16 protein-coding genes are annotated in these 24,081 nt (G+C 70.4%); 10 read left to right on the forward strand and 6 right to left on the reverse strand.

All coding sequences use genetic code 11. From position 1 onward, the window contains the following. Positions 1-2: 2 nt before the first annotated feature. Entirely contained in the window at positions 3-1,046 is a 1,044-nt protein-coding gene (locus Acor_RS03115; RefSeq protein ID WP_246238382.1) for a hypothetical protein, read from the reverse strand. 210 nt (positions 1,047-1,256) lie between these two features. Continuing rightward, positions 1,257-4,361, reverse strand: a complete 3,105-nt coding sequence (locus Acor_RS03120; protein WP_155334955.1) for a DEAD/DEAH box helicase — start codon at positions 4,359-4,361, stop codon at positions 1,257-1,259. A gap of 197 nt (positions 4,362-4,558) precedes the next feature. Between Acor_RS03120 and Acor_RS03125 the strand changes: the two genes are divergently transcribed. The 5 genes from Acor_RS03125 to Acor_RS03145 all read left to right on the forward strand — a co-directional run bounded on the left by Acor_RS03125 (position 4,559) and on the right by Acor_RS03145 (position 13,449). After that, positions 4,559-6,940, forward strand: a complete 2,382-nt coding sequence (locus tag Acor_RS03125; protein ID WP_155334956.1) for a glycoside hydrolase family 3 protein — start codon at positions 4,559-4,561, stop codon at positions 6,938-6,940. Positions 6,941-7,008: 68 nt separating this feature from the next. Beyond that, a complete protein-coding gene (locus tag Acor_RS45325) occupies positions 7,009-9,645 on the forward strand; it encodes an alpha/beta fold hydrolase (protein ID WP_281353139.1) in 2,637 nt (878 codons plus the stop codon). Beyond that, complete coding sequence (locus Acor_RS03135; protein ID WP_155334957.1) at positions 9,642-10,490, forward strand: ABC transporter permease; 849 nt, start codon at positions 9,642-9,644, stop codon at positions 10,488-10,490. The genes Acor_RS45325 and Acor_RS03135 overlap by 4 nt, the downstream gene beginning before the upstream one ends. A 389-nt stretch (positions 10,491-10,879) precedes the next feature. Then, positions 10,880-12,208, forward strand: coding sequence for a cytochrome P450 (locus Acor_RS03140; RefSeq protein WP_155334958.1), 1,329 nt, complete (start codon positions 10,880-10,882; stop codon positions 12,206-12,208). A gap of 119 nt (positions 12,209-12,327) precedes the next feature. Next, entirely contained in the window at positions 12,328-13,449 is a 1,122-nt protein-coding gene (locus Acor_RS03145; RefSeq protein ID WP_155334959.1) for a terpene synthase family protein, read from the forward strand. On the opposite strand, the gene Acor_RS41960 is transcribed toward Acor_RS03145, so the two are convergent. Beyond that, the gene (locus Acor_RS41960; protein ID WP_170316768.1) at positions 13,446-13,616 is read right to left on the reverse strand and encodes a hypothetical protein; all 171 of its coding nucleotides are present in this window, start codon (positions 13,614-13,616) and stop codon (positions 13,446-13,448) included. The two genes, Acor_RS03145 and Acor_RS41960, sit on opposite strands and share 4 nt — an antisense overlap. 281 nt (positions 13,617-13,897) lie before the next feature. Here Acor_RS41960 and Acor_RS03150 point away from each other — a divergent pair, with 281 nt between their 5' ends. Further along, positions 13,898-15,925, forward strand: a complete 2,028-nt coding sequence (locus Acor_RS03150) for an ATP-binding protein (protein WP_246238383.1) — start codon at positions 13,898-13,900, stop codon at positions 15,923-15,925. On the opposite strand, the gene Acor_RS03155 is transcribed toward Acor_RS03150, so the two are convergent. After that, a complete protein-coding gene (locus tag Acor_RS03155) occupies positions 15,922-16,311 on the reverse strand; it encodes an ankyrin repeat domain-containing protein (protein WP_155334961.1) in 390 nt (129 codons plus the stop codon). The two genes, Acor_RS03150 and Acor_RS03155, sit on opposite strands and share 4 nt — an antisense overlap. Before the next feature lie 88 nt (positions 16,312-16,399). Here Acor_RS03155 and Acor_RS03160 point away from each other — a divergent pair, with 88 nt between their 5' ends. Next, positions 16,400-17,305, forward strand: a complete 906-nt coding sequence (locus Acor_RS03160; protein ID WP_155334962.1) for a proteasome assembly chaperone family protein — start codon at positions 16,400-16,402, stop codon at positions 17,303-17,305. A gap of 14 nt (positions 17,306-17,319) precedes the next feature. Then, positions 17,320-18,363 carry a Gfo/Idh/MocA family oxidoreductase gene (locus Acor_RS03165; protein ID WP_155334963.1) on the forward strand — a complete coding sequence of 348 codons (1,044 nt, stop codon included), beginning with the start codon at positions 17,320-17,322 and terminating at the stop codon, positions 18,361-18,363. On the opposite strand, the gene Acor_RS03170 is transcribed toward Acor_RS03165, so the two are convergent. Then, complete coding sequence (locus tag Acor_RS03170; protein WP_155334964.1) at positions 18,340-19,143, reverse strand: tyrosine-protein phosphatase; 804 nt, start codon at positions 19,141-19,143, stop codon at positions 18,340-18,342. The two genes, Acor_RS03165 and Acor_RS03170, sit on opposite strands and share 24 nt — an antisense overlap. Before the next feature lie 141 nt (positions 19,144-19,284). Here Acor_RS03170 and Acor_RS03175 point away from each other — a divergent pair, with 141 nt between their 5' ends. Further along, positions 19,285-20,151 carry a hypothetical protein gene (locus Acor_RS03175; protein ID WP_155334965.1) on the forward strand — a complete coding sequence of 289 codons (867 nt, stop codon included), beginning with the start codon at positions 19,285-19,287 and terminating at the stop codon, positions 20,149-20,151. Here Acor_RS03175 and Acor_RS03180 read toward each other — a convergent pair. After that, a complete protein-coding gene (locus Acor_RS03180) occupies positions 20,132-22,702 on the reverse strand; it encodes an ATP-binding protein (RefSeq protein ID WP_155334966.1) in 2,571 nt (856 codons plus the stop codon). The genes Acor_RS03175 and Acor_RS03180 overlap by 20 nt on opposite strands. A gap of 188 nt (positions 22,703-22,890) precedes the next feature. Between Acor_RS03180 and Acor_RS03185 the strand changes: the two genes are divergently transcribed. Then, entirely contained in the window at positions 22,891-24,036 is a 1,146-nt protein-coding gene (locus tag Acor_RS03185; RefSeq protein ID WP_170316769.1) for an SGNH/GDSL hydrolase family protein, read from the forward strand. The last annotated feature ends 45 nt before the right edge of the window (positions 24,037-24,081 follow it).

Genomic DNA, 24,081 nt, shown 5'->3' on the forward strand with positions numbered 1-24,081 from the left:
CGTCAGTGGACTTCGGCCGGGGCGGCGTCGGGGGCACGCAGCTGGAATCGGCTGGACAGGAGTTCGACCACGAGCCAGCTGGCGAACAGGAGCCCGGCGGCCAGCGGCCAGGAGCCGGGGCCGTACGGAGGGGCCTCCAGCAGGAGGTCCTGGAGGTAGAGGCCGCCGTACACGCCCGCGGTGATCAGGGCGGTGCCGAGCAGGGGACGGATGTAGGTGGGCAGCGGGATGAGGAAGGCCAGGTCGACGGCGACGGCCGCGACCAGCAGGAAGTACGGGATGGCGGAGCCGGGGAAGCCGCCGACGACCAGCAGCGGCCAGATCAGCGTGCGGTAGGCGAGGTAGCCGACCGCGATCGCGGTGGCGGTGCCGGCGCGGCCGACCATGATGCGCGCCATGATGAGGATGATCATGCCGACGACGCCCGCGTACACCGAGTAGACGGAGTCGGGGACGGGCAGCGAGAAGTTCTGGATGGCGACCAGGTCGATCGGGCGGCCCAGCGACTCGGCGGCGAACTTGAGCAGCTCCGGCTCGGCTTCCGGCTGGCCGCGGACCCAGGCGGCCAGGCCGAGCACGCCGTACTCCTGGTGCTGGCTGGGGAAGATCGCGTTTTCCAGGAAGAAGCCGAACAGGGCGGTGAGCACCACCGTGCGGGTACGGCCGGCGGGCGCGCCCACGAACCAGCCGCGGATCACTCCGGCGATCATGAAGGCCGTGCCGATGAACAGCAGCGCGTGGGAAGGGCTCCAGGCGGTGATGTCCAGGCCGTTCACACGGTGGTTGATCAAGTCGAGGGGCACGGCGATGAGGAAGAGGCCGGTCCCCCACTGGATCAGCCGGGAGGCGGTGCGGTCCACGCCGTAGCCGGTGTACCAGTGCACGATCGTCAGGGCGACGGCGAGCGCGGTGCCGATCGTGTTGAGCATGTGCGGCGGAGCGAGGTCGTCCCGGATCCACCGGAAGTGCCACGACACATCCCAGGATGCGCCGAGCACCTTGAAAACGAACGCCACCAGCCAGCCGAGGTAGAGGACACGGAACAACTCCGCAGGAGTTTCCCGCCCCGCCGTCCCTCTTGTCCAGTATGGGAGAGCCCACCCAATGATCCGGGAGGGGGCCTGCTTGAGCGACATTCCAGAGTTCACGCGCGAAATGATGCCGTTGTCTTTACCTGTGGCGCAATCATGCCTGCGGATTCGTGGCCCGATCGGATGCTAAGCGGTCCCTCGCGGAGGCCGGTGGGGGGTGAGAGGTCACAGCGTCGTATGCCGCAGCTCCTGCGCCACAGTCGTGAAATATCGTTGCTTGGCCCATTCATCGCGGTTGCCGATCAGGTAGAGGCGGCGTTTGGCCCGGCTCACGGCGACGTTGAGCAGGTTGGGGTTCCGGGCCGCCCACTGTTTCGCGCCGGGGCTGCGCGGATCGCCGCCGAGCACGAGAATGACCACGTCAGCCTCTTTGCCCTGAGCCGTGTGCACAGTTCCGGCTTCGATTCCCCGGTAAGCCCGCGTCACCTTGCTGAGTGATCGCACCACCGTCCGGAATGGGCTGATCACGAAGATGTCCGCCGGAGCGACGCCCTCCCGCGTGAGCCGGGTCAGGATCCGTTCGAGCACGACCCCCTCCGCCGGAATCCAGTGGCCCTCCGATTCGGTGGCGACCACGTCCAGCCACATGCTCTCCGGGAGGGCGAGCGGCGCGCCGGCGGACTTTCCGTACACCATGAGGCCGTCGTAGGCGATGGCGTTGGAGATCGTGAACATCGGCTGGTCGCAGCGGCGGTGCACCCGCAACGGCGCGCCCACCCAGATCGGGCCGCTCTCCCCGGGAAGGTAGGTGCCGTAGCCGGTGACGGCGTCGGCCAGCTGCTGAACCGAAGTCCGCGCCGGAAGCCACTTCTCCCCGGCGACGCCGAAGGTCCCGCGAAGAGCCTGCTGCGCGGTGAACGGGAGGGTCACGATCGGTTCCAGCTGAAGAGGGTCGCCGACGGCCACGACGCGGCGGGAACGCCAGATCGCGCCCGCCGCGAGCTGCGGCGCGGCCTGCCCTGCCTCGTCGATGAGCAGCCAGCCCAGGGACTCCCGTCCGAGATGGGAGAACATGCGATCGAACGAGGCGAATGTGGTGGAGACCACGGGGACGAGGAAGAACAGGCTCTGCCAGGCCGCCAGGACCGCCTCCGGTGGAGCGTCCCTGGGTGCCTCTCCTGTCAGGACGTCCATGGCCGCCTGGAGGTTGTTGCGCATCACGGTCGGGTGGGCGCGGAGGAACGCCTGGTGGAGCCGGAGCGCGTGCAGGAACAGGTCGCTCCGCGCCGCGTTCCATTGGGGGTCGGTCCAGAGCGTGCGCAGCTCCCGCCGCTCCTCCCCCGCCCACCATGCCTCGGTGGGTAGAAATTCACCCAAGTTCGCCCGATGCGGCTCAACCTTCGCACGAAGTTCGGCGATGCGCTCCCGCGCCGAGGCGAGCGACCCCCGCCGGGTGACCAGCTCATCGGTCACCCGGGCCACGCCCGACCGTAGCTCGTCCTCCCGCGCCCGCGCGGCCCCGAGCCGCCCTTGCGCGTCCTGGAGGGCCGCGACCAGAACCTGGTCCTCCGCCAGCCACTGCCGCGACGCCTTCCCCAGTGTGAAAATCGCGGTGACCAGCGTCGGCTGGAGTTCGCGGTGCGCGAGCCTGGCCCGCTCCCGGGCCTGGACCTCCCGGCGCACGCTCTCGGCGTGCCCCTCCCGTTCGGCGAGTTCCGCCCGCAGCTTCGTGAACCGGGTCTCACCGGCGGCGATCTCAGCGGCGAGCTGATCGACCCGGGCCGGGAGATCGTCCAGTTCCCCGAGCATGGCGCAGACGTCCTGCCGGCTCCGCCGCAGCGCGCGGACCCGCTCGTGCGCCGCCTGGAACGCCTTGACAGCCGGACGCCACGCTCCCGCCTGGTCGTGATTCCACTCTTTGAGCGTCTCCCGCAGGCCGGGCTTCTCCTTCGTGCCCCACCACATCCTGGACACGAACTCGGTCCTGAAGGACTTCCTCCCCAGCCGCGCCGCGACCAGCCCCCAGGCGGGCGCGTCGAGCACCCTGGTCGCGAGCTCGGCGAAATAGTCCGCGCCGTCCCGCCAGGGCGGGTCAAGCGCGTGCCGCCCCGGGATCTCGGTCGTGACGTTGGCGACCGCGCCGTTGTTGGCGGAGGCGACGACCATCTCGAATCCGGTCAGGTCGGCACGCCAGGTGTGGATCACCCGGACGTACTCGCCGGTCGCCCAGGTGTGCTTGCCGGTGAAGGCCGCGGCGGGGGACGGCAGCGCGGCCAGCCGGATGGCGCGCTCGACGACGTTCGCGGCGACGAGGTCGCGCAGCATGGTGGTCTTGCCGGTGCCGGGCGGGCCGTTGACCGCGAACAGCCCGGCCGAGGAAGCGAGCCTGCTCATGATCGTGTTGACGGCGAACTGCTGGCTCAGCGCCAGCGGCCGATCGGCCGCGGCGGGCCAGCGGCCGAGTGGCACCAGGTCGGGGATGACCTGGCGGTAGATCGCCTGATTGTCGGCGCGGAGGTCGACGCGGGCGGGCTCGCGGGTGGAGAGGTACTCGGCCAGGGCCGGGCCGTACCCGCCGGAGCGCACCGCCGCCGCGACCCGGGTGAGGTCGGGGACGATGAAGCTGTTGAGGAACTCGGAGCCTTCCTCCGTGTTGTACGCCCGGGTCCTGCCGACCTGCACACTCTTGACCAGCAGCCCCGCCGGAGCGAGGATCCGGGTCACGCCCAGCCGCTCGGCGGCGATTTGCACCAGGCCGGCGAGCTCGTCCTGGCCCAGCGGACGCCCGACGTGGATTCCCTTCCTGGCCAGTTCCGCCGCCACCCCGTCGCCCTGGTGCGCGGCGGTCACACGCTGGAACGCCGCCGCCAGGCCAACGGATGCCTCCTCGAACCCGGTCAGCCACTTCGGGGACTTCGGCCCGGGGTCCGCGGTACGGCCCGCCGCCCAGGCGCCGCTGGAGAACTCGGCCGAGCCGAACAGCGGGCGGCCGTCGTCGGTGACGACGAGGGCGAACAGCGCGCTGGTTCCCGGCGGCCTGCTGTCGTGACTTTCCGGGTCCGCCCCGAAAACCTGTTCCAGCAGGGTACGCACCCGAGTCAGCTCGAACACTCCGCCGAATAGGAGATGCCGCCACGTTCTGTCCGGATTCAGCCGCCGCCTCTTCAGGGGATGCCCTTCCTCCCAGGGCAGCGGTTCGCCGGGAGTGACCGAAAAGACGGGCGCGACGGCGTCCCGGGGATCGACCTTGGGAATCGTCTGCGGGCTGAACAGCTCGCAGGCACGCCAGAACTCGATGATTTGCGAACGGCCGGCGTTTGAGGGGGTCACAGAACTCCCGAGCAGCTGATTGACAGGAACTCACGGGCCCGACCGGGCCCGGCACTGCGAACGCGATCACACCTTAGCCGCGGCCAGCGATCATGTCGCTACGTCACGCGATATTTCACTCACTAAACGCTTTGCCCGAAAAATCCAGTTCTCGTGGGACTTGGTGTTGTATTTGATTCGTGACGGAAGGAGTGGCGATGGACGAAGTGACTCAGGCGCTCGGGAAGCTCGATCTCGACACGAAGGCGGGGCTGCTCGCGGGAGCCGACATGTGGACGCTGCCCGCCATTCCGGAGATCGGGCTGGACGCGCTGGTGATGTCCGACGGGCCGATCGGCGTCCGCGGGATGGAGTGGACGGCCACCGATCCGTCCATCGCGTTGCCGAGTCCGACCGCGCTGGCCGCGACCTGGGATGTGGCGCTGGCCCGGCGGGTGGGCGGGCTGCTGGCGCAGGAGGCGCGGCGCAAGGGCGTGCACGTGCTGCTCGCGCCGACGGTGAACCTGCACAGGTCGCCGCTCGGCGGGCGGCATTTCGAGTGTTACTCGGAGGATCCGCTGCTGAGCGGGGAGATCGCGGCCGGCTACGTGATCGGGGTTCAGGAGCGGGGAGTCGCGGTCACGGTCAAGCATTTCGTCGCCAACGACTCCGAGACCGAGCGGTTGACGGTGAACGTCCTGGTCGGAGAGCGCGCGCTGCGTGAGCTGTATCTGGCGCCGTTCGAGATCGTGAACCTCAAAGCCGGTCCGTACGGCGTGATGGCCGCCTACAACCGGGTCAACGGCCCGACCATGACCGAACACGACGAACTGCAGAACCGGGTGCTGCGGGACGAATGGGGTTTCGACGGCTTCATCGTCTCGGACTGGACCGCGGCCCACGACACCGTACGGGCGGCCAACGGCGGCCTCGACGTGGCCATGCCCGGCCCCAAGACCGTGTACGGCCCAGCACTCGCCGACGCCGTACGAGCGGGAGAGGTCACCGAGGAGGTCCTGGACGAGCACGTCCTGCGGGTCCTCACGGTGGCCGCCAGGACGGGCGCGCTGCGGACCGGCGCAACGCGCCCCGAATTCGAGGACGTGGACGGGGAAGCGCTGGCCCGCGAAGTGGCCGCGCGGTCGTTCACACTCCTCAGGAACGAGGGCGTTCTCCCGCTCCCGGCAGGAACCTCGATCGCGCTGATCGGCGGCCTCGCCAAGGACGCCCGGGTGATGGGCGGCGGCAGCGCGCAGGTCTACTCCGACCATGTGGTGTCACCCCTGGACGGCCTCAAAGCCGCCGGTCTGGACGTGACGTTCGCCCGGGGCGCCGACCCCAGCCCCAACCTCAACCCGGCCCGCGACGGCTTCGCCATCACCTCCACCGCCAGGGCCGCGGACGGCCACGTGCTCGGCACGTTCCCGCAGGTCGACGGCATGCTGACGTGGATCGGCAAGACCCCCGTCCCGTACGACGAGCTGCACACGGTCGAGATCGGCGGCACCTTCACCCCGGACGTGGACGGCGCGCACGAGTTCGCGATCGACGGCCTCGGCGCCTTCCGCCTGGAGATCGACGGCGAACTCCTGCACGAGGGCGTGATCAAGCCCCCGCCCGACCGAGCCCCCGACGCGATCTTCATCCCCACCCAGAAGATCTTCACGGTGGAGCTCACCGCCGGGCGGCCCGTGGACGTGCTCCTCCTGCACACCGTCTACAAGGGCCTGTTCGGCGGGATGCCGCTGGCCTACGTCGGCTTCGGTCTCGCGCACCGGGAGCCGAGGCCGGACGCCGACGAACTGCTCGCCCGGGCGGAGGCCGCCGCCCGCGCGGCCGACGTCGCCGTGGTCGTGGTCGGCACGTCGAAGGAGGTCGAGAGCGAGGGCTTCGACCGGCACTCCCTGCGCCTCCCGGAACGCCAGGACGAACTCGTCGCCCGGGTCGTCGCCGCCAACCCGAAGACGATCGTGGTGGTGAACGCCGGCGCCCCCGTCGAGATGCCCTGGCGGAACGACGTCGCCGCGACGCTGCTCACCTGGTTCCCCGGCCAGGAGGGCGGCCACGCCCTGGCCGACGTCCTGACCGGCGCGGCCGAACCCGGCGGCCGGCTGCCGACGACGTGGCCGGTGGCGATGGCCGACTGCCCGGTCATCGACGTGACCCCGCGCGACGGCGAGATCGGCTACGACGAGGGCGTCTTCATCGGCTATCGGGCCTGGGACCGCACCGGCGCAGAACCCGCCTACGCCTTCGGCCACGGCCTCGGCTACACGACCTGGATCTACGAGTCGATCAGCTACACGGACGGCACCCTGACCGTCGGCCTCCGCAACACCGGCACCCGCTCCGGCCGGGAGGTCGTCCAGGCGTACCTCGCACCCGTAGCCGCCGACGAATCCCGCCCGGCACGCTGGCTGGCCGGATTCGCCGTGGCCGAGGCCGGCCCCGGAACGACCGTCGAAGTGACCATCGAGATCCCCCGCAGAGCCGCCGAAATCTGGACCGACTCCGGCTGGCAGCTGGTCGGCGGCGACTACCTCCTCACCGCCGCCCACTCCCTGACCGACCCTCGCCTCATCCTTCCCATCACTTTCTGATCCGTTCCCCAACCCCAGCCGCCGGGCGGTCTCAGCCGGCTCTCAGCGGTTCTCAGTAAGCTCACGGCATGACGTTCCCTGGTGGGCGGCGGGCCATGACCGCCGTGATCGCTGTTGTGATCCTCGCGGTGGCGGCGATCACCTGGGCGGTCTGGCCCGCCGACCCGCCCCCGCGCGGCCAGGACCTGACGATCGACGTGCTCGACGGCCCCGCCGGCGACCAGCGCGTCAAGCTGGACGCGACCTTCTTCACGCCCGCCTCCGGCGGCAAGGCCCCCGCGGTCCTGCTCGGCCACGGCTTCGGCGGCAGCAAGACCAGCGTCCGCGACCAGGCCCAGCGCCTCGCCCAGCACGGGTACGCGGTCCTGACCTGGTCGGCCCGCGGCTTCGGCCGCTCGACCGGCGAGATCGCCCTCAACTCCCCCGACTACGAGGTCAAGGACGTCAAACAGCTGGTCGACTGGCTGGCCACCCGCCCCGAGGTACGGCTGGACGCCGCCGGCGACCCCCGCGTCGGCATGGCCGGCGGCTCGTACGGCGGCGCGATCGCCCTGATGACTGCCGCCTACGACACCAGAATCGACGCCATCGCCCCCCAGATCACCTGGTACGACCTGGCCGACGCCCTGTTCCCCAACGCCACAGGACAGGGCCCGGCGACCGGCGTCTTCAAGAAGATGTGGGCCGGCATCTTCTTCAGCGCGGGCGGCACCCGCCTCTCGGGCCTGAGCGGCGGCGGAGGCGCCGGCGGCGCCGCAGCCGCCCTGACCGGCCTCACCGGAGGAACGGGCGGCACCCCCTCGGGAACGGCCGGGCCGGGCGCGACACCTCTGACGCCGCAGCAGATCCAGTGCGGCCGCTTTCTCCCCCAGATCTGCGACATCTACCAGGAGATCGCCGAGAAGGGCCGCGCCACGCCGCAGGCGATCGAGCTGCTGCGCCGCTCCAGCCCCGTCTCCGTGCCCGGAAAAATCCGGATCCCCACCCTGATCATCCAGGGCCAGCGCGATTCCCTCTTCCCGCTCTCCCACGCCGACGCCAACGCCCGCGCGATCGCCGCCGCCGGCGCCCCCGTCGAGGTCTCCTGGATCAACGGCGGCCACGACGGCGGCGACAGCGAGGCCGACTGGGTCTTCGACCGCACCTCCGCCTGGTTCGACAAGTGGCTCAGGGACGCGACGACCCCCGGCCACCCACAGGTCGCGCAGGCAGCCTCGGTCGCCACCGGCGAGGCCTTCACCGTCTCCCGGGACGGCGGACGCGACCCCGGCACCCGCCGCAACACGATCGTGCACGCCGGCGGCGACCGTTACCCCGGCCTCACCGGCACCGCCACCACGAAGATCGCCCTCACCGGCCCGGACCAGGAGGTGGCCAACCCGCCGGGCGGCTCCCCCGCGTCGATCTCGTCGATCCCCGGTTTCGGCAGCCTCCTCGGCAACTCCTCCGGCCTCGGCGCGGCCCTCGACCTCCCTGGCCAGGCCGCCACCTTCGAGTCGGCCCCGCTCACCGCCCCCCTCCACCTCACCGGCTCCCCCACCGCCCAGATCCGGGTGTACGGCCAGGGCGAGGTCACCCTCTTCGCCAAGCTCTACGACGCCTCGACCGGCCAGCTCGCCGTACTGCCCGGGAACCTGACCGCGCCGGTGCGGGTGAACGCCACCCCGGCCGGAACCAGCGCCACCATCGCGCTCCCGGCCGTGGACCGGCAGTTCGACACCGGCCGCACGCTGCGCCTGGTGCTGACCACCACCGACATGGCCTACGCGACCCCGGCCGCCCCGGCCGTCTACCGCGTCGGGCTGGCCTCCCCCGAACTGGTGGTGCCCACCGACGGCGGGCTGTCGGCGCCGGCGACGGGCCCGGCCTGGTGGACCTGGGCGATGCCGCTGGCGGCGATCCTGGTCGCCGCGATCCTGGTGTTCATCGGCCGGGTGCGCCGCGCGGACACCGCCCAGGACCCGGCCCTCGCCGAGGTCCCCCTCCAGATCACCGGCCTCACCAAGCGTTACCGCAACGGCGAGAAGGCCGTGAACGAGCTGTCGTTCACGGTGGAGAAGGGCCAGGTGCTCGGCCTGCTCGGCCCGAACGGCGCGGGCAAGACGACCACCATGCGGATGCTGATGGGCCTCATCCACCCGGACGCCGGCGAGATCAAGATCTTCGGCAGCCGGGTCGTGCCCGGCGCTCCGGTCCTGTCCAGGCTGGGTTCTTTCGTCGAGGGGCCCGGGTTCCTGCCGCACCTGTCCGGCCTTGACAACCTGGAGCTCTACTGGCGGGCCACCGGCCGCCCGGCCGCCGACGCACACATGGCCGAGGCGCTGGAGATCGCCGGGCTCGGCAACGCCGTCGAGCGCGCGGTCCGCACCTACTCCCAGGGCATGCGGCAGCGGCTGGCCATCGCGCAGGCCATGCTCGGCCTCCCGGACCTGCTGGTCCTGGACGAGCCGACGAACGGCCTGGACCCGCCCCAGATCGCCGAGATGCGCAAGGTCCTGCGCGCGTACGCCGCCGGGGACCGGACCGTGATCGTCTCCAGCCACCTGCTGGGCGAGGTCGAGCAGACCTGCAGCCACGTCGTCGTCATGCACCGCGGCCGGCTGATCTCCAACGGCCCGGTCGCCGAGCTGCTCAGCCGGGGCGATCTCAACGGCAGCACCCGCCTGGAGGACGTGTTCCTCGACCTGATCGGAGAGAACGCGTGAGCACCGGAGCGACCGGCTACGCCCCGCGGCACACACTGCCGCTCCGGGTGGAGATCATCAGGCAGTTCAAGCGGCGGCGCACGCTGGCCATGTTCGGCATCCTGCTGGCGCTGCCGTGGATCCTGGTGATCGCCTTCCAGTTCGGGCCGGGCAACAACAACGGCCAGAACAGCCTGCGGCTGTCGGATCTGGCGACGGCGGGCGGGCTGAACTTCGCCGCGTTCGCGCTGTCGGTGTCGGCCAGCTTCCTGCTGGTGGTCGCGGTCGCGCTGTTCTGCGGCGACACGGTGGCCAGCGAGGCCAACTGGTCGTCGCTGCGGTATCTGCTGGCCGCGCCGATCCCGCGGGACCGGCTGCTGCGGCAGAAGCTGATCGTCGCGCTCGGCTACTCGGCGGCGGCGGTGACCGTGGTCCCGGTGATGGCGCTGCTGGCCGGGACGATCGTGTTCGGCTGGAACGACATCACCGTGCCCGGCACCGGGGAGATCATCCCGGCCGGCGACGTGCTGCCCAAGTTCGCCATCGTGATCGGATACGCGATGGTCAGCAACCTGGTCGTCGCCGCGGTGGCGTTCCTGCTGTCGGTGAGCACCGACTCGCCGCTGGGCGCGGTCGGCGGCGCGGTCGGCCTGGTGATCGTGAGCACCATCCTGCAGGCGGTGGAGGCGCTGGGCGGCCTGCGCGAGTTCCTGCCGACGTTCTGGAACACCGCCTGGCTGGACGCGCTCGCCCCCGTCCCCGACTACAGCGGCATGATCAAGGGCGTCGCGGTGGCGGTCACGTACGCGGCCGTGCTGATCGCCTTCGCGTTTCGGCGATTCCGCCATAAGGACGTCGTTTCATAATATTTCCGGACGTACTAAATTACTTCACGACAAAAAATCATTCGGCCTAGCAATGTAGCTTGTCAGTGATGAAACGCTGACAGGAGCGACTGTATGGGCACGGTAACTCCCATGTGTTTTCAGATGCGTCGGATCTGGCCTACTCCGGACTCCTGCCCGCATTGACAGAGCAAACATTTCATGTCGGAATGAATGGGACTTATTTCGTGAAGAGGAACCAGCGGGCATGCCGATCGCATGCGCTCGCTATCGGGGGCGCCACCTTTGGGCATGGCCATTGGTCGAACGACAGTTGAACCACCCGGTTCCACCGTCGAACCACTACGTCCGGTCGAACCCCAGATCCGCAGACGTACGACCCTGCCGAGCCGAGACAAGGGAACGTGCCAATGCCTCAGCTAACGCCCGCCGCGCCCGGCGGCCTCCCCCTGCTCGGGCACATTCCCGCACTGGTGGGACGCCGTCTCGCCTTCCTTGAGGAGATGCGCCACCACGGCAAGGTGGTTCGCATCCGGCTGGGCCGTACGCCGGCGTTCGTGATCACCGACGCCCGGATCGCCCGCGAGGTGGTCAGCGACGGCGGGACCACGTTCGCCAGGGGCCGGTTCTTCCGCAAGCTGCGCCCGCTGCTCGGCGACGGGCTCGGCACCTCCGACGGCCCGTTCCACATGCGGCAGCGGCGCATGGTCCAGCCCGCCTTCCACCACACCCGCCCGGGGTACGACGTCGACACCCTGCGCGGGGTGATCGAGGCGTGGACCGGCTCGTGGCGGGCCGGGATGACGCTGGACATCGCCAGGGAGATGGACCGGCTCGGGGTGGCGCTGATCACCAAAAGCCTGTTCTCGTCCGACACGGCGGCGGGCGAGGTCGAGGACGTGCAGGAGTCGATCGCCGACTTCATGGTGGGCGTCGGCATGCGCGCGGTGGTCCCCAGCGACCTGCTGGAGCGGCTGCCGATCCGGGCCAACCGGCGCTTCAACGCGGCCAGGGACCGGCTGGAGCGCGCGATCACCAAGGTGATCGCCGACTACCACGCCGACGAGCGCGACCACCACGACATCCTGTCCATGCTGATCGCGGCCCGGGACACCGAGGGCCTGCCGATGTCGGACCAGGAGCTGCGCGACGAGGTGCTCTCGCTGGTGGTGGCCGGCGGCGACACCACCGGGCACGTGCTGGGCTGGGTCTTCCACGAGCTCGGGCAGCATCCGGAGGTCGAGCGGCGGCTCCTGGAGGAGCTGGACCAGGTCCTGGCCGGCCGCACGGTCACCGCCGACGACCTGCCCAAGCTCGGGTACGCCGAGCAGGTGGTCAACGAGACGCTGCGGCTGCGCAGCCCCGGCTGGCTGGTGATGCGCCGCACCACCAGGGCCCTGGAGCTCGGCGGCGTGCCCATCCCCGCGGGCGCCGAGCTGCTGGTCAGCCTGTCCGCGCTGCTCCGGGACCCGGCCGTGTACGCGGATCCGATGCGCTTCGACCCCGGCCGCTGGGCGCCCGACCGCGCCAAGGAGCTGCCCAGGGACCTGTTCCTGCCGTTCGGCGCGGGCACCAGGAAGTGCGCGGGCGAGCCGCTGGCCCGGATCTCGATGGCGCTGGTGCTGGCCACGCTGCCGGCCCGGTTCCGGCTGCGGCCGGTGCCCGGCCACCGGGTCAGGGAGATGGCGTTGGGGACGATGTCCGCCGACAAGATTCCCATGACGCTGGAGTCCCGATAATCGGCCCTGACATAAGCCGATAAATCCGGATAACTCCCTTACAACATATTCCGCGTGGTGTGCGCGTTTCGTGTTTCCTCGCGGCGTTTCATCTCCCCCTCACCGCAAAGGATGCTGCCGTGGACTCCACGCCCCTTTCCCAGATGGATGTGCCCTCGTTCTACTGCCCGTTCCCGTACGCGATCTCGCCCGAGGCCGCCGAGATCGACCGGCGGACCGTCCAGTGGATGGACGACTTCGGGCTGCACCGCAGCCGTACCCAGCGCGACTACCTGGCCACCCAGAAGGTCGGCTACTTCGCCTCGCTGACCATGCCGCACGGCTCGGGCGAGGGCCTCCAGGTCGCCAGCGACCAGCTGTTCTGGCTGTTCACCTTCGACGATATGTACTGCGACGAACGCGAGGACGAGTCCTCCCTGGACGAGCTGGTCCAGTTACTCGGCAAGCTCGCCCGCATCCTGGAGGCCCCCACCGCCCGGATGCTCCCCGGCAACCCGTGGGCGGAGGGCCTGCGCGACATCCGCCGCCGCCTGGACCTCTACGCCACCCCCGTGCAGACCGCCCGCTGGGTGGAGGAACTGCGGAAATACCTGTTCGGCCTGATCTGGGAGGCCGTCAACCGCTCGGCCAACCGCATCCCCCGGGTCAACGACTACGTCGCGATGTGGCTGAACGTCACCGCCACCGCCCCCAGCCTGATGTTCATCGACATCAGCGCCGGCTACGAGGTCTCGGCGGCCGAGATGTCCACGGCCCGGGTGCGCGCCCTCACCGAGATGGCCAACGCCCTGGTCGGCTGGGACAACGACATCATCTCCTTCAACAAGGAGGCCTTCCGCAAGGAACGGTACGGCTACGCCGAACTCCAGAACCTGGTCAGCGTGCTGGCCCACCAGAACGACTGCTCGATCGACGACGCCCTGACCACCGCCGTGGCCATGCGCGACCGGGTGATGTCCCTGTTCCTGCGCCTCAGCGACGAAGTCAAGACCGACGCCGGCTCAGAACTCACCCGCTACGTCCACGGCCTGGGCGAATGGGTCCGCGGCTACCTGGAATGGAGCATGATCACCGACCGGTACGGCGACCCGCGCAACCCGGACGACGAAGCGTCGGGCGAGCGCATCGCGATGCCCCGCACCTGGAAGGAGGAGCCGATGGACGACAGCCTCGACCCGCTCCCGGTGACCGCCATCAACTGGTGGTGGGACCAGCTCGACCAGCCGCACCAACAGATCTAGCCCCAGTGCGGCGGGCGATCCTCGATCAAACGGGCGTCGTCATCATCGCCGCCCCGCCACTCGCCCCACCCGTGATCGGTGTCGTCCGAAGTCTGGTCGGGCAGCACCGGCAGGCCGTCGTCGAAGAGGTCCACCGGACGCATGTCATCCGGCTGCTGCTCTGTCATGACGCCAATAATATCGACTCTCCCCCGGGCGGAATTCCCCCGGGGGAGAAACGTCGGGACCACTCAACCAAACATCTATCGTCGCGCAAGGGTACGATGCGGGAACAGGAAAGAGCCCGAGACGGGCGTGTAATTGCATAGGTTCAGGTGCAGGCCGGACGCAACAACCCCCGTGAGGCGGCATGGCAACGCCAGCAGGATGGCGGCGAGAGGGCAATCTTCCCGCGGAACTCACCAGTTTCGTGGGCCGGAATCGACTCCTCACCACCATCAGACAACGTTTGCAGACTTCCCGCCTGGTCACGGTGACCGGAATCGGCGGTGTCGGCAAATCACGCACCGCGTTGCGGATCGCGCATCTGGTCCGCCAGCAGTTCAAGGACGGGATCTGGTATGTCGATCTCGCCCGGCTGCAGGACCCGGGCATGGTGCACCACACCATCAGCACCGCCTTCGGCATCGCCGACACCTCCGACCGGGTCGGCTCGGACGCGCTCGGCGACTGGCTGTCGGAACGTGAGCTGCTGCTGGTCCTGGACACCTGCGAGCACCTGATCGAAGCCTGCGCCCAGCTGGTCCAGGATCTGCTGGCGCGGGCGCCGAAGCTGCGGATCATCGCGACCAGCCGGCGCTCGCTCAACACCCAGGGCGAGTCCACGGTGGCCATCCCGCCGCTGATCGTGCCCGGCGACGACCCGGCGGAGAGTCCGTACCACAACGAGTCGGTGGAGCTGTTCCGGCAGCGGGCCTCGGCGGTGGTGCCGGACTTCGTGGTGGACGAGCACAACGTGAACAGCGTGGCGCAGCTGTGCGTGCGGCTGGACGGCATCCCGCTGGCGATCGAGCTGGCCGCGGTCCGGCTCAGGGCGCTCTCGGTGGACCAGATCCTCGGCCTGCTCACCGACCGGTTCAGCCTGCTGGCGGGCGCCAGCAGGACCGCGCTGCCCCGGCACCAGACGCTCCGGGCCGCGATCGGCTGGAGCCACGAGCTGTGCGAGCCGGCGGAGCGGCTGCTGTGGGCCAGGCTCGCCGTGTTCGCGGGCGACTTCGAACTGGACGCGGCCCGCTACGTCTGCGCGGGCGACAGCCTGGCCGCCGACCGGATCCTGGAAGTGATCACCGGCCTGGTCGACAAGTCGGTGCTGCTCAGCTACGGCACGGTCTCCGGCCAGCGCTACCGGCTGATCGACACGCTCCGCCAGTACGGCGAGGACTGGCTGGACAAACTCGGCGAGACCGACGCGCTCAAGCAGCGGCACCGGGACTACTACCTGCAGCTGGCAGAACGCGGCGAGCACGCCTGGTCGGGCCCCAGGCAGGTGCACTGGTTCGTCCGGATGCGCCAGGAGCACGACAACATCCGGGTCGCGGTCGACTACTGCCTGAAGACCCCCGGTCAGGTCAGGATCGGCCTGGAGCTGCTGTCCTCGCTCTGGTTCATGTGGGTGGCCTGCGGCTTCGTCCGGGAGGGCCGCCACTACCTGGAGCGCGCGATCAAGGAGTCCACCCAGCCGAGCAAGGAACGGTGCAAGGCGCTCTGGGTGCTCTCCTACATCCGCAGCGCGCAGGGCGACATCAGCGGCGCGGTGGAGGCGGCCGACCAGTGCAGCACCGAGGCCGTCCAGGTGGGCGACTCCACCTCGGTGATCCTGGCCACCAAGATGCAGGGCACGGCCGCGTTCCTGCAGGGCGACCTGAAGAAGGCGACCGCGCTGCTCGGGGTGGCCATCGAGTTCCACCGCGGCGGCCGGGAGCTCAACCCTGGCCTGCTGCCCGCGATCGGCGAGCTGGCCCTGGTGCTGACCGCGCAGAACGACCTGTTCGAGGCGGAGACGCTGCTGCAGGACTGCCTGAAGGTCTGCAAGGAGCGCGGCGAGCTGTGGCTGCGCTCGTACGCGACCTGGATCCTGTCGATCGTCCAGCTGAACACCGACCGGCTGGCCGAGGCGGTGGTGAGCGCCAAGGACGCGCTGCGCATCAAGCGGCACTTCCACGACGTGCCGGGCGTGCTGCTGGTGCTGGAGACGGTGGCGCGGTTAGCCGTGGCGCAGGAGCGGTTCGCGCACGCGACCTACCTGCTGGGCGCGTCCGAGACGAACTGGAACACCTTCGGCCTGGCCCAGATGGGTTCGCCGTTCCTGTCCCAGGAATACGAGAAGTGCCGCAAGGAGTGCCTGGAGAACCTCGGGAGCACCCGGTTCAACGAGTTGTTCGCCGAAGGCGCACGGCTGAGCCTGGAGGACACCATCGCCACCGCGCTCGGCGAGATGGAACTCCCGGAAGACGTCCAGCAGGACCCGCCGCGTTAACCGAACAGTTCGAGCAGGTCGTCGTGGCCGAACAGGCGGGCGGTGTCCACCGCCGAGGGCGTGCCCGCCCGCGGGTCGGCCCCGGCGGCCAGCAGCGCCCGCACCACGGCGGGCTCCTTCTTGAAGACCGCGCCCGCCAGCGGCGTCTGCCCGCGGTCGTTGGCCCGATCGGGATCGGCGCCGCGCTCGGTCAAAGCCTGGACCGTTACAGCGTGACCGTGGTAGGACGCCAGCATGAGCAACGTGTCGCCCTTGTCGTTGGTCAGATCGACCGGCACTCCGGCGTCCACATATGCCGCCAGCGCGGCGGTCTCGCCCGCCCGGGCGAGATCGAACAGCTTGGTGGCGAACGCTTCCAGTTCCGGATCCGGCTGCATGCGCCTCATTGTCCACCGATAGGGTCCCCGAAAACGCCCGGAATCGTTTGGGCGGGTCGTAGGTTCTTCTGGTAGGACCTGAAGAAAGGCTGACACCGTGTTCGACCCGACGGATCTCTACCGGCTCGACGGCGACGTCCCCGAGCTGACCGATCCGGTGCTGCTCTACCATTTCGAGGGCTTTGTAGACGCCGGGGCGGCGGGACGACTCGCCCTGGGGCATCTGCTCGCCGAACTGGAGCACCGGGTCGTCGCGACCTTTGACATCGATCGGCTGCTGGACTATCGGTCCAGGCGGCCGGCGATGGTCTTCGACACCGACCGCTGGACCGAGGTGGACATGCCGGAGCTGGCGGTCTACCTGGTGCACGACGTGACCGGCACCCCGTTCCTGATCATGACGGGGCCGGAGCCGGACCGGGAGTGGGAGCTGTTCACCGAGGCGGTGGGCATGCTGGCGACCCGCCTGAAGATCGGCAAGCTGGTGACGGCGCACGGCATCCCGATGGGCGTGCCGCACACCCGCCCGCTCGGCCTGACCGCGCACGGCAGCCGCCCCGACCTGATCAACGGCCAGACCAGCCCGTTCGGCCGGGTCCAGGTGCCGGGCAGCGCGGCCTCGCTGCTGGAGTTCCGGCTCGGCGGCAAGGGTCACGACGCGCTGGGTTACGCCGTGCACGTGCCGCACTATCTGGCCCAGGCCGAGTACCCGCAGGCCGCGGTGGCCGCCCTGGAGGCGATCACGCGGGGCACCGGGCTGGTGTTCCCGATGGACGCGCTGCGCGAGGCGGCCGGGAAGACCACGGCCGAGATCGAGGAGCAGATCCAGGCGTCGGCCGAGCTGTCCGGCGCGATCGAGGGCCTGGAGCAGCAGTACGACGCGTTCCAGTCGGGCGCCGACAAGGAGAACCTGATGGCCGAGTCGACGCCGATGCCGACCGGCGACGAACTGGCCGCCCAGTTCGAGGCGTTCCTGGCCGAGCGCGACGACCGGGAGATCTGACTATCTTTGCCGGCATGGATGAGATCAAGGTCGGCCTCGCCGGTTTCGGCCCCGCGGGCAGCTTCTTCCACGCGCCACTGATCGCGGCGACGCCGGGCCTGCGCCTGGCCGCCGTGGTCACCCGTGACCCGGCCAAGGCCGACCGGGTCAGTGCCCTCGGCGCGGCCGTGGTCGGTTGCGCGGAGGAGCTGTGGGAACGCTCCGACCTGATCGTGATCGCCTCCCCCAACCGGACGCATGTGCCGCTGGCGACGGCCGCCCTGACCGCGGGCCTGCCGGTGGTGGTGGACAAGCCACTGGCGGGCACCGCCGCCGAGGCGGCCGGCCTGATCCGGCTGGCCCGGGAGAAGGAGCTCCCGCTCACCGTGTTCCAGAACCGGCGCTGGGACGGCGACTTCCTGACCATCCGGCGGCTGGGCGCGGAGCTGGGCGAGATCCGCAGGTTCGAGTCGCGGTTCGAGCGGTGGCGGCCGGTGCCGAAGGGCGGCTGGCGCGAGCGCGGCGGCCCGGACGAGATCGGCGGTTTGCTGTACGACCTGGGCAGCCACCTGGTGGACCAGGCGCTGGAACTTCTCGGCCCGGTGACGGCCGTGTACGCGGAGACCGACGTGCGGCGGGCGGAGGTCGAGGCGGAGGACGACGTGTTCCTCTCGCTCACCCACCTGAACGGCGCGCGGTCGCAGCTGTGGATGAGCGCGGTGGCCGGGCAGCTGGGGCCGAGGTTCCGGGTGGTGGGCGCGGAGCGTACCTATGTGAAGTGGGGCCTGGACCGGCAGGAGGACCGGCTGCGCGCCGGGGATTCGCCCGGCCTGCCCGAATTCGGGGAGGAGCCCGAGGAGACGTGGGGCACGCTCGGCGTCGAGGGCGACACCCGGAAGGTCCGCACCGAGCCGGGGGCGTACGCCGATTTCTACCGGGGTGTGGTGGCGATGGTCCGCGAGAAGGCGGCTCCGCCGGTGGACCCCGCGGGTGTGGTGGCGGCGCTGGCCGTGCTGGAGGCCGCCAAGGTGGCGGCCTCCGAGCAGCGGGTGGTGTCAGTCCCGCAGCCGGGCGCGTAACGCGGCCGTGTCGGCGGCGGTCCAGCCGTGCTGCTCCAGCCATCCCATCGGGCCGCCGAAGCGGTCCTCCAGGGTGGTCAGGAACAGCTCCATGTACTCGGGCCGGGGCACGTGCTGGTCGGCCGGCTTGGAGTCCAGGTCCACCCGGTAGGTCTCGCTGGAGCGCAGCCGCTCCAGGATCGCCGCGATCCGGTCGCCGGTGGCGGCGTAGTCGGCGACGATGGCCTCCCGGGTGACGCCCGCGACCGCCTGCGCGAGCGCGCAGACCACGCCGGTGCGGTCCTTGCCGGCCGCGCAGTGCACCACGGCCAGGCCGTCGTCGCCGGCCAGCGCGCGCAGCGAGGCGACCACCGAGTCCGGCCGGTCCCGCAGGTAGCTGTAGTAGTAGCCGGTGACCCGGAGCTCGTCGTCGTTCCTGGGCGCGTTCGCCCACGGGAGCGCCCGTTCGTCGACCGTGTCGGGGCTCGCGTCGGCGCTCGCGTCGGTGAACCGGCCGCCCTCGGCGAAGAGGGTGTGATGGTGGAACCCGATCTCCGACATTTCGGACAACGGCCCGGGGCCTTCCAGCCGTACCTCGGTATTGGACCTGAGGTCCACCACATGCCGGAGTTTGAGAGTGCCGACGAGGAGCTCGATGTCGGCAGGGGTCAGACCCTGCAGGTTGTCGGCCCGCAGAATGCGGCCGAATCGGGTGGTGCCGCCGTCCGTGGTCGGCAGCCCGCCGAGATCACGGACATTGACCGCGCCTTCCAGAACTATCCATCGCTCATGTTCGTTCATCGCTTATGAGCCTATCTGTCGGGATAAGACGTCGGAGTGGCGGCAGAATGAATGTCTTCTAGTTCTTTCGCAATCCCTTGCGATCAACTCATATTTCGCTCAGGCGGTGGCAGTACAGCGCATCATCCCCCAGGAGGTCCCATGGCCGACCCACCCCACCTCGCCGTCGATCCCAGCGTGCCCTTCCCGGTCGCCGCGCTGCTGCGCACGCACCATCCGCTGCTCCTGGAGGTGCGCCGGGGGCGCGTCCCGGACAAGGGCGGCGCGGACCGGCCGCTGGCGATCTTCACTGGCACGGTCCTGCTGGTGACCGCAGTGGTCGGCGGGCCGGTCGCGCTGCTGTCCATGCTCGGCGTGATCGGCGTCTGCGGGCTGCTCTGGTGGCTGGCCGGGGACCCCGAGCAGCGCGACCTCCAGCGCAGACTCCGGTCCGCGTACGCGCACGCGGACCGGTTCGTGCTCCCCGAGGACCTCGACGAGCAGTGCGGGAGCCTGCTCGCCCGAGCCCAGCGCGCGGTCCGCGCCGTGCTCTCCTCGGCCGTGCACCGGGAGGGCCTGCTGGACACCATCGACAACGACCAGACGCTGCCGGAGGAGGTCTGGCAGGTGGCCGTCCGCCTCGCCGACCTGTCGGCGCGCCGGGCCGCGCACTTCAAGATCGTGGGCGCCGACCCGCACCCGCTGATCGCGGAGGCGGTCCGGCCCTACGATCTGGCGATCGAGACGGCCACCGCCTCGCTGACCGCCCGGGTGGCCGCCCTGGAGGCGTACGCGGAGCAGGCCGTGGAGGCCGATCGGTGCTTCGAGGCGCGGCGCAAGCTGGCCGAGCTGGAGGAGCTCACCCCGGAGTACGAGCGGCTGCTGGCCGAGACCGCGCCGGACACGCTCGCGGTGTCGCAGATCGCCCGGATGTCCACCCACGCGGCGGCCGTCGAACAGGTCTTCCGGGCCAGCATCGCGGAGGCGCGGAAGGCGGGCACCCACCTGCTCAGTGTGACGGCGGCCTAGGCGTCTCGGCTCGCGCCAGGACCTCCCTGGCGTGCCGGGCGCCGGCCTCGTTGCCCAAGTTCAGGTAGATGTCCAGGGCCCGCCTGGCGGGCTCCCGCGCCTCCTCCCTGCGGTCGGCGCGCAGCAGGATCTCGGCCTCCCCGCCGAGGCTGCGCGCCTGCCACCACCGGTCCCCCAGCTCCTCGAAGTCCTGTACGGCCCGGCGCACCGCCGCCACCGCCTCCGGCACCCGGCCCAGCCGTTCCAGCGCCCGGCCCTCGGAGATCTCGGTCCGGGCCACGCCCCACGAGTCGCCCAGCCGGGTCAGCATCTCCTTGGCGTCGCGGACGTTGGCGTACTCGGTGAGCCGGTTCTGCGGGTCGCCGATCTCGCCGGCCGCGCGCAGGCTGCGGGCCTGCTCCCACTCCTCCTGCCGCTCCTGGAACGACTTGATCGCGAAGCGGAGGGCGTTGCCGGCCAGGATGTACTGCCGTTCCGCGGCCAGGTCCTCGCCCGCCGCCAGCAGCGAGCGCGCCCTGGCGGCCAGCACCTCGCCGAGGGCGCGCTGGGTCTGGGCCTCGGAGTAGCGGTTGGCGTCGGCCTGGAAGGTGGCCAGGGATTCCTCCAGCAGGGCGGCGGCCTCGCCGTAGCCGCCCTGGGCGAGGCGGAGTTCGGCGAGGTTGCGCTGGGTGCGCGCGGTCCACCAGCGGTCGCCCTCGGCCTTGAAGGCGTCGATCGACTCGACCAGGTGGTCCTGGCCGCGGTCCAAGTGCCCGGTGCCGAACAGGGTCATGCCGATGGCGCGCATGGCGCGGGCCGCCCACCAGTGTTCACCCTGGCCGGACAGCAGGACCAGGGCCCGGCGCGCGTCGTCGAGCGCGCCCTCGGGGCGGCCGAGGCCGCCTGCCACGGCCGAGCGTTCCAGCAGGGCGATGCCGACCGCGCGGGGGTCGCCCATCCGCCCGGCGGCCTCGTAGAGGATGTCGGCGACCTCCTCCCAGTCCGACCAGTACGCCCGGAGCGAGTGACAGAGCGAGCAGAAGGCCCGGCCCATGCCCCAGGCCAGGTCCCACATCCCCTCGTTCCTGGCCTGGTGGATGGCGGCGAGCAGGGCCATCCGCTCGGAGGTGAACCAGGCGGCGGAGCTGATCTCGCGGCGGGTGTGGTCCAGGCGCGGCCAGGTGATCTCGATGGGGGTGATCGTGTCGGGGGTGCTCCGGCGCGGGGCCCTGGAGGTCCAGTCCTGGGGCCAGCGGGCGGTGGCGGCGGCTTCGGCGCGGCGGCGGAAGCCGTACAGGACGCGTTCGATGGCGGCGCGGCGCTGGTCGGCGTCCAGGCGCTGCTCGCGGGCGAACAGGCGGACCAGGTCGTGCAGGCGGTAGCGCATGCCGCCGGTGGGGTCGTGGCCGGTGCATTCGGCCAGCTGGCTGGTGACCAGCGTCTCCAGCTGGTCGGCGCCGTCGGTCTCGGAGGTGTCGAGCAAGTCGCCGGCCACCCATTCCTGCACGTCGGGGGCGGTCAGCTGGGCGAGCAGCCGGAGCAGGCGGCGCTGCAGGTCGGTGCACTCCTCGTAGCTGAGGTGCAGGCTGGCGCGGACGCTGCCGTCCAGCTGGCGGCCGATCTCCAGCTGGTCTAGGCGGCGGCGTTCGTCCTCCAGGCGGTGCGCCAGGTCCCGCAGCGACCAGTGCGGGCGGGTGGCGAGTCGGCCGCCGCAGATGCTGATGGCCAGCGGGAGCCGGTCGCAGAGGCGGACGATCGTCTGGGCGGACTCCAGGTCGGCGACCACCCGGTCCCCGCCCGCCAGCCGGGCCAGCAGTTCGACGCCCTGGGCCTCGGTGAAGACGTGCAGCTGGGTGTCGTAGGTGTTGCGGAGCAGCAGCGGCTTGCGGGAGGTGACGATCACCGCGCACGTGGACTCGGTCGGGATGAGGTCCCTGACCTGATCCCCATCCCCAGCGTTGTCCAGAAATATCAGCAGACGGCGGTCCTTGGTCCAGGTCCACCAGAGTTTCTGCAGCTCGCGCAGGCCGCCGGGGTCGGTGGTCAGCCGGACGCCGAGTGAGCGCAGGAACCCGACCAGGACCTCCTCGGGGCGGACCACGTCGTCGCCGCCGCGCAGGTCGAAGTAGAGCTGCCCGTCCGGGAAGGCGTCGATCACGTCGTGCCCGAACCGGGCGGCCAGCGCGGACTTGCCCACCCCGCCCTGGCCGTAGATGGACACCACGAAAGGGGAGTCCCCCGCCCTGGCGTCGAACCGGTCACGCAGGTCGGCGAGGGCGTCGCCGCGGCCGGTGAAGTGGGCGATGACCGGCGGCAGCTCGGCCGCGACCGGGCCGCCGGCCGGGCCGATGCCGGGGCGGCGCTTGGCGGGCACGGCGGTGGCCCAGGCCAGCACCCCGGCCAGCAGCGCGGCGGCGCCGGTGACGCCGAGGCTCACCGCCACCGGCAGGTCCCAGATGTTGGTGGCGGCGGCCAGCGCACTGGCCACCGCGGCGACCGCCCCGATCGCGGCCGGTGCGGCCAGCGCCCGTCGTCCGGAGGGCTGCTCGTCGGGCGGGGACGGTACGGACATCCGTGTCCTCAGGGTGTCAGGGAGCCTGGCAAAGAGGATTCAAGCACGTCTGCCCGAATGGCAGCGTTCCAGAAGACAAATGGCCGTAATGTATCCCATCGCGACTTAATCTCACCTGGCTTTCGGAGGCGATAGTGCGACCGGCCCACCGGTTGTTGATGACGGCGTTGATGCTGGCAGCGGCCTTGATGTCGACTTCGGTGCCGATGTCGCCCGCGCGGGCGGCCTCGGGACAGCACCTGGTCGGGACCTGGACCGCGCCCAGCGACCGGCTGCCGACCGCGATCGGCGACCAGACGATCCGGATGGTGGTCCGCACCAGCATCGGCGGCAGCGGCTTACGCATCCGGCTGTCCAACGTCTTCGGCCGTACCTCGGTCACCTTCCACGGCGTCTACCTGGGGTTACAGGCGTACGGGGCGGAGCTGGTGAGCAAGTCCAACCGGCCGGTCACCTTCAACGGGAAGAAGGCGATCAGGCTCAAGCCGGGGCAGGCGGTCTGGAGCGACCCGGTGGTCAAGAAGATCTCGCCGCGGCAGAGCGTCGTGGTGAGCATGTACGTGCCCAGCAACCTGGCGCAGGTGACGGGCCACGAACGGGCCTACACCACCACGTTCCTCTCCGACCCCGGCGACTACGCGAAGGGCGAGTCGGCCGACAAGTTCACCTACACCAGCACCCAGTGGTACTTCCTGGACCGGGTGGCGGTGACCACGGCGAAGTCGGTGCGGTCGGTGGTCGCGCTGGGCGACTCGCTGACCGACGGCGCGGGGCAGGAGATCGACGCGAACCGGCGGTGGACCGACTATCTGAACCATCGGATCTCGGCGCTGCCGGCCGCCAAGCGGGTTTCGGTGCTCAACGCGGGCATGGCGGGCAACCGGGTGCTGCACACGGGGGTCGGGCCGAGCGCGCTCAGCCGGTTCCACCGGGACGTGCTCTCCCAGCCGGGGGTGAAGACGGTCGTGGTGTTCTGCGGCATCAACGACATCTCCAAGGGCGAGGTGACCTCGGCCAAGGCGCTGGTCGACGCGTACAAGAAGATGATCAAGCTGGCGCACGCCAGGAAGCTGCGGATCCTGGGCGGCACGCTGACGCCGTTCGCCGGATACCAGAGCTGGACGCCGGAGCGGGAGGCGATCCGGCAGCAGGTGAACCGCTGGATCAGGACCAGCAGGGCGTTCGACGGGGTGCTCGACTTCGACAAGGCGCTGCGCGACACCGAGATGCCCGACCAGCTGCGCGCCGCCTACGACCACGGCGACCATCTGCACCTCAGCGACGCCGGGCGGCGCAAGCTGGCCTACACCGTCTCACTGAAGCAGATCCTCTGACGGTTCACTTCCCGGCCACCTGAAGGTCAGCAACGCGTCACGACA

The organism is Acrocarpospora corrugata (assembly GCF_009687845.1).
GTDB lineage: Bacteria > Actinomycetota > Actinomycetes > Streptosporangiales > Streptosporangiaceae > Acrocarpospora > Acrocarpospora corrugata.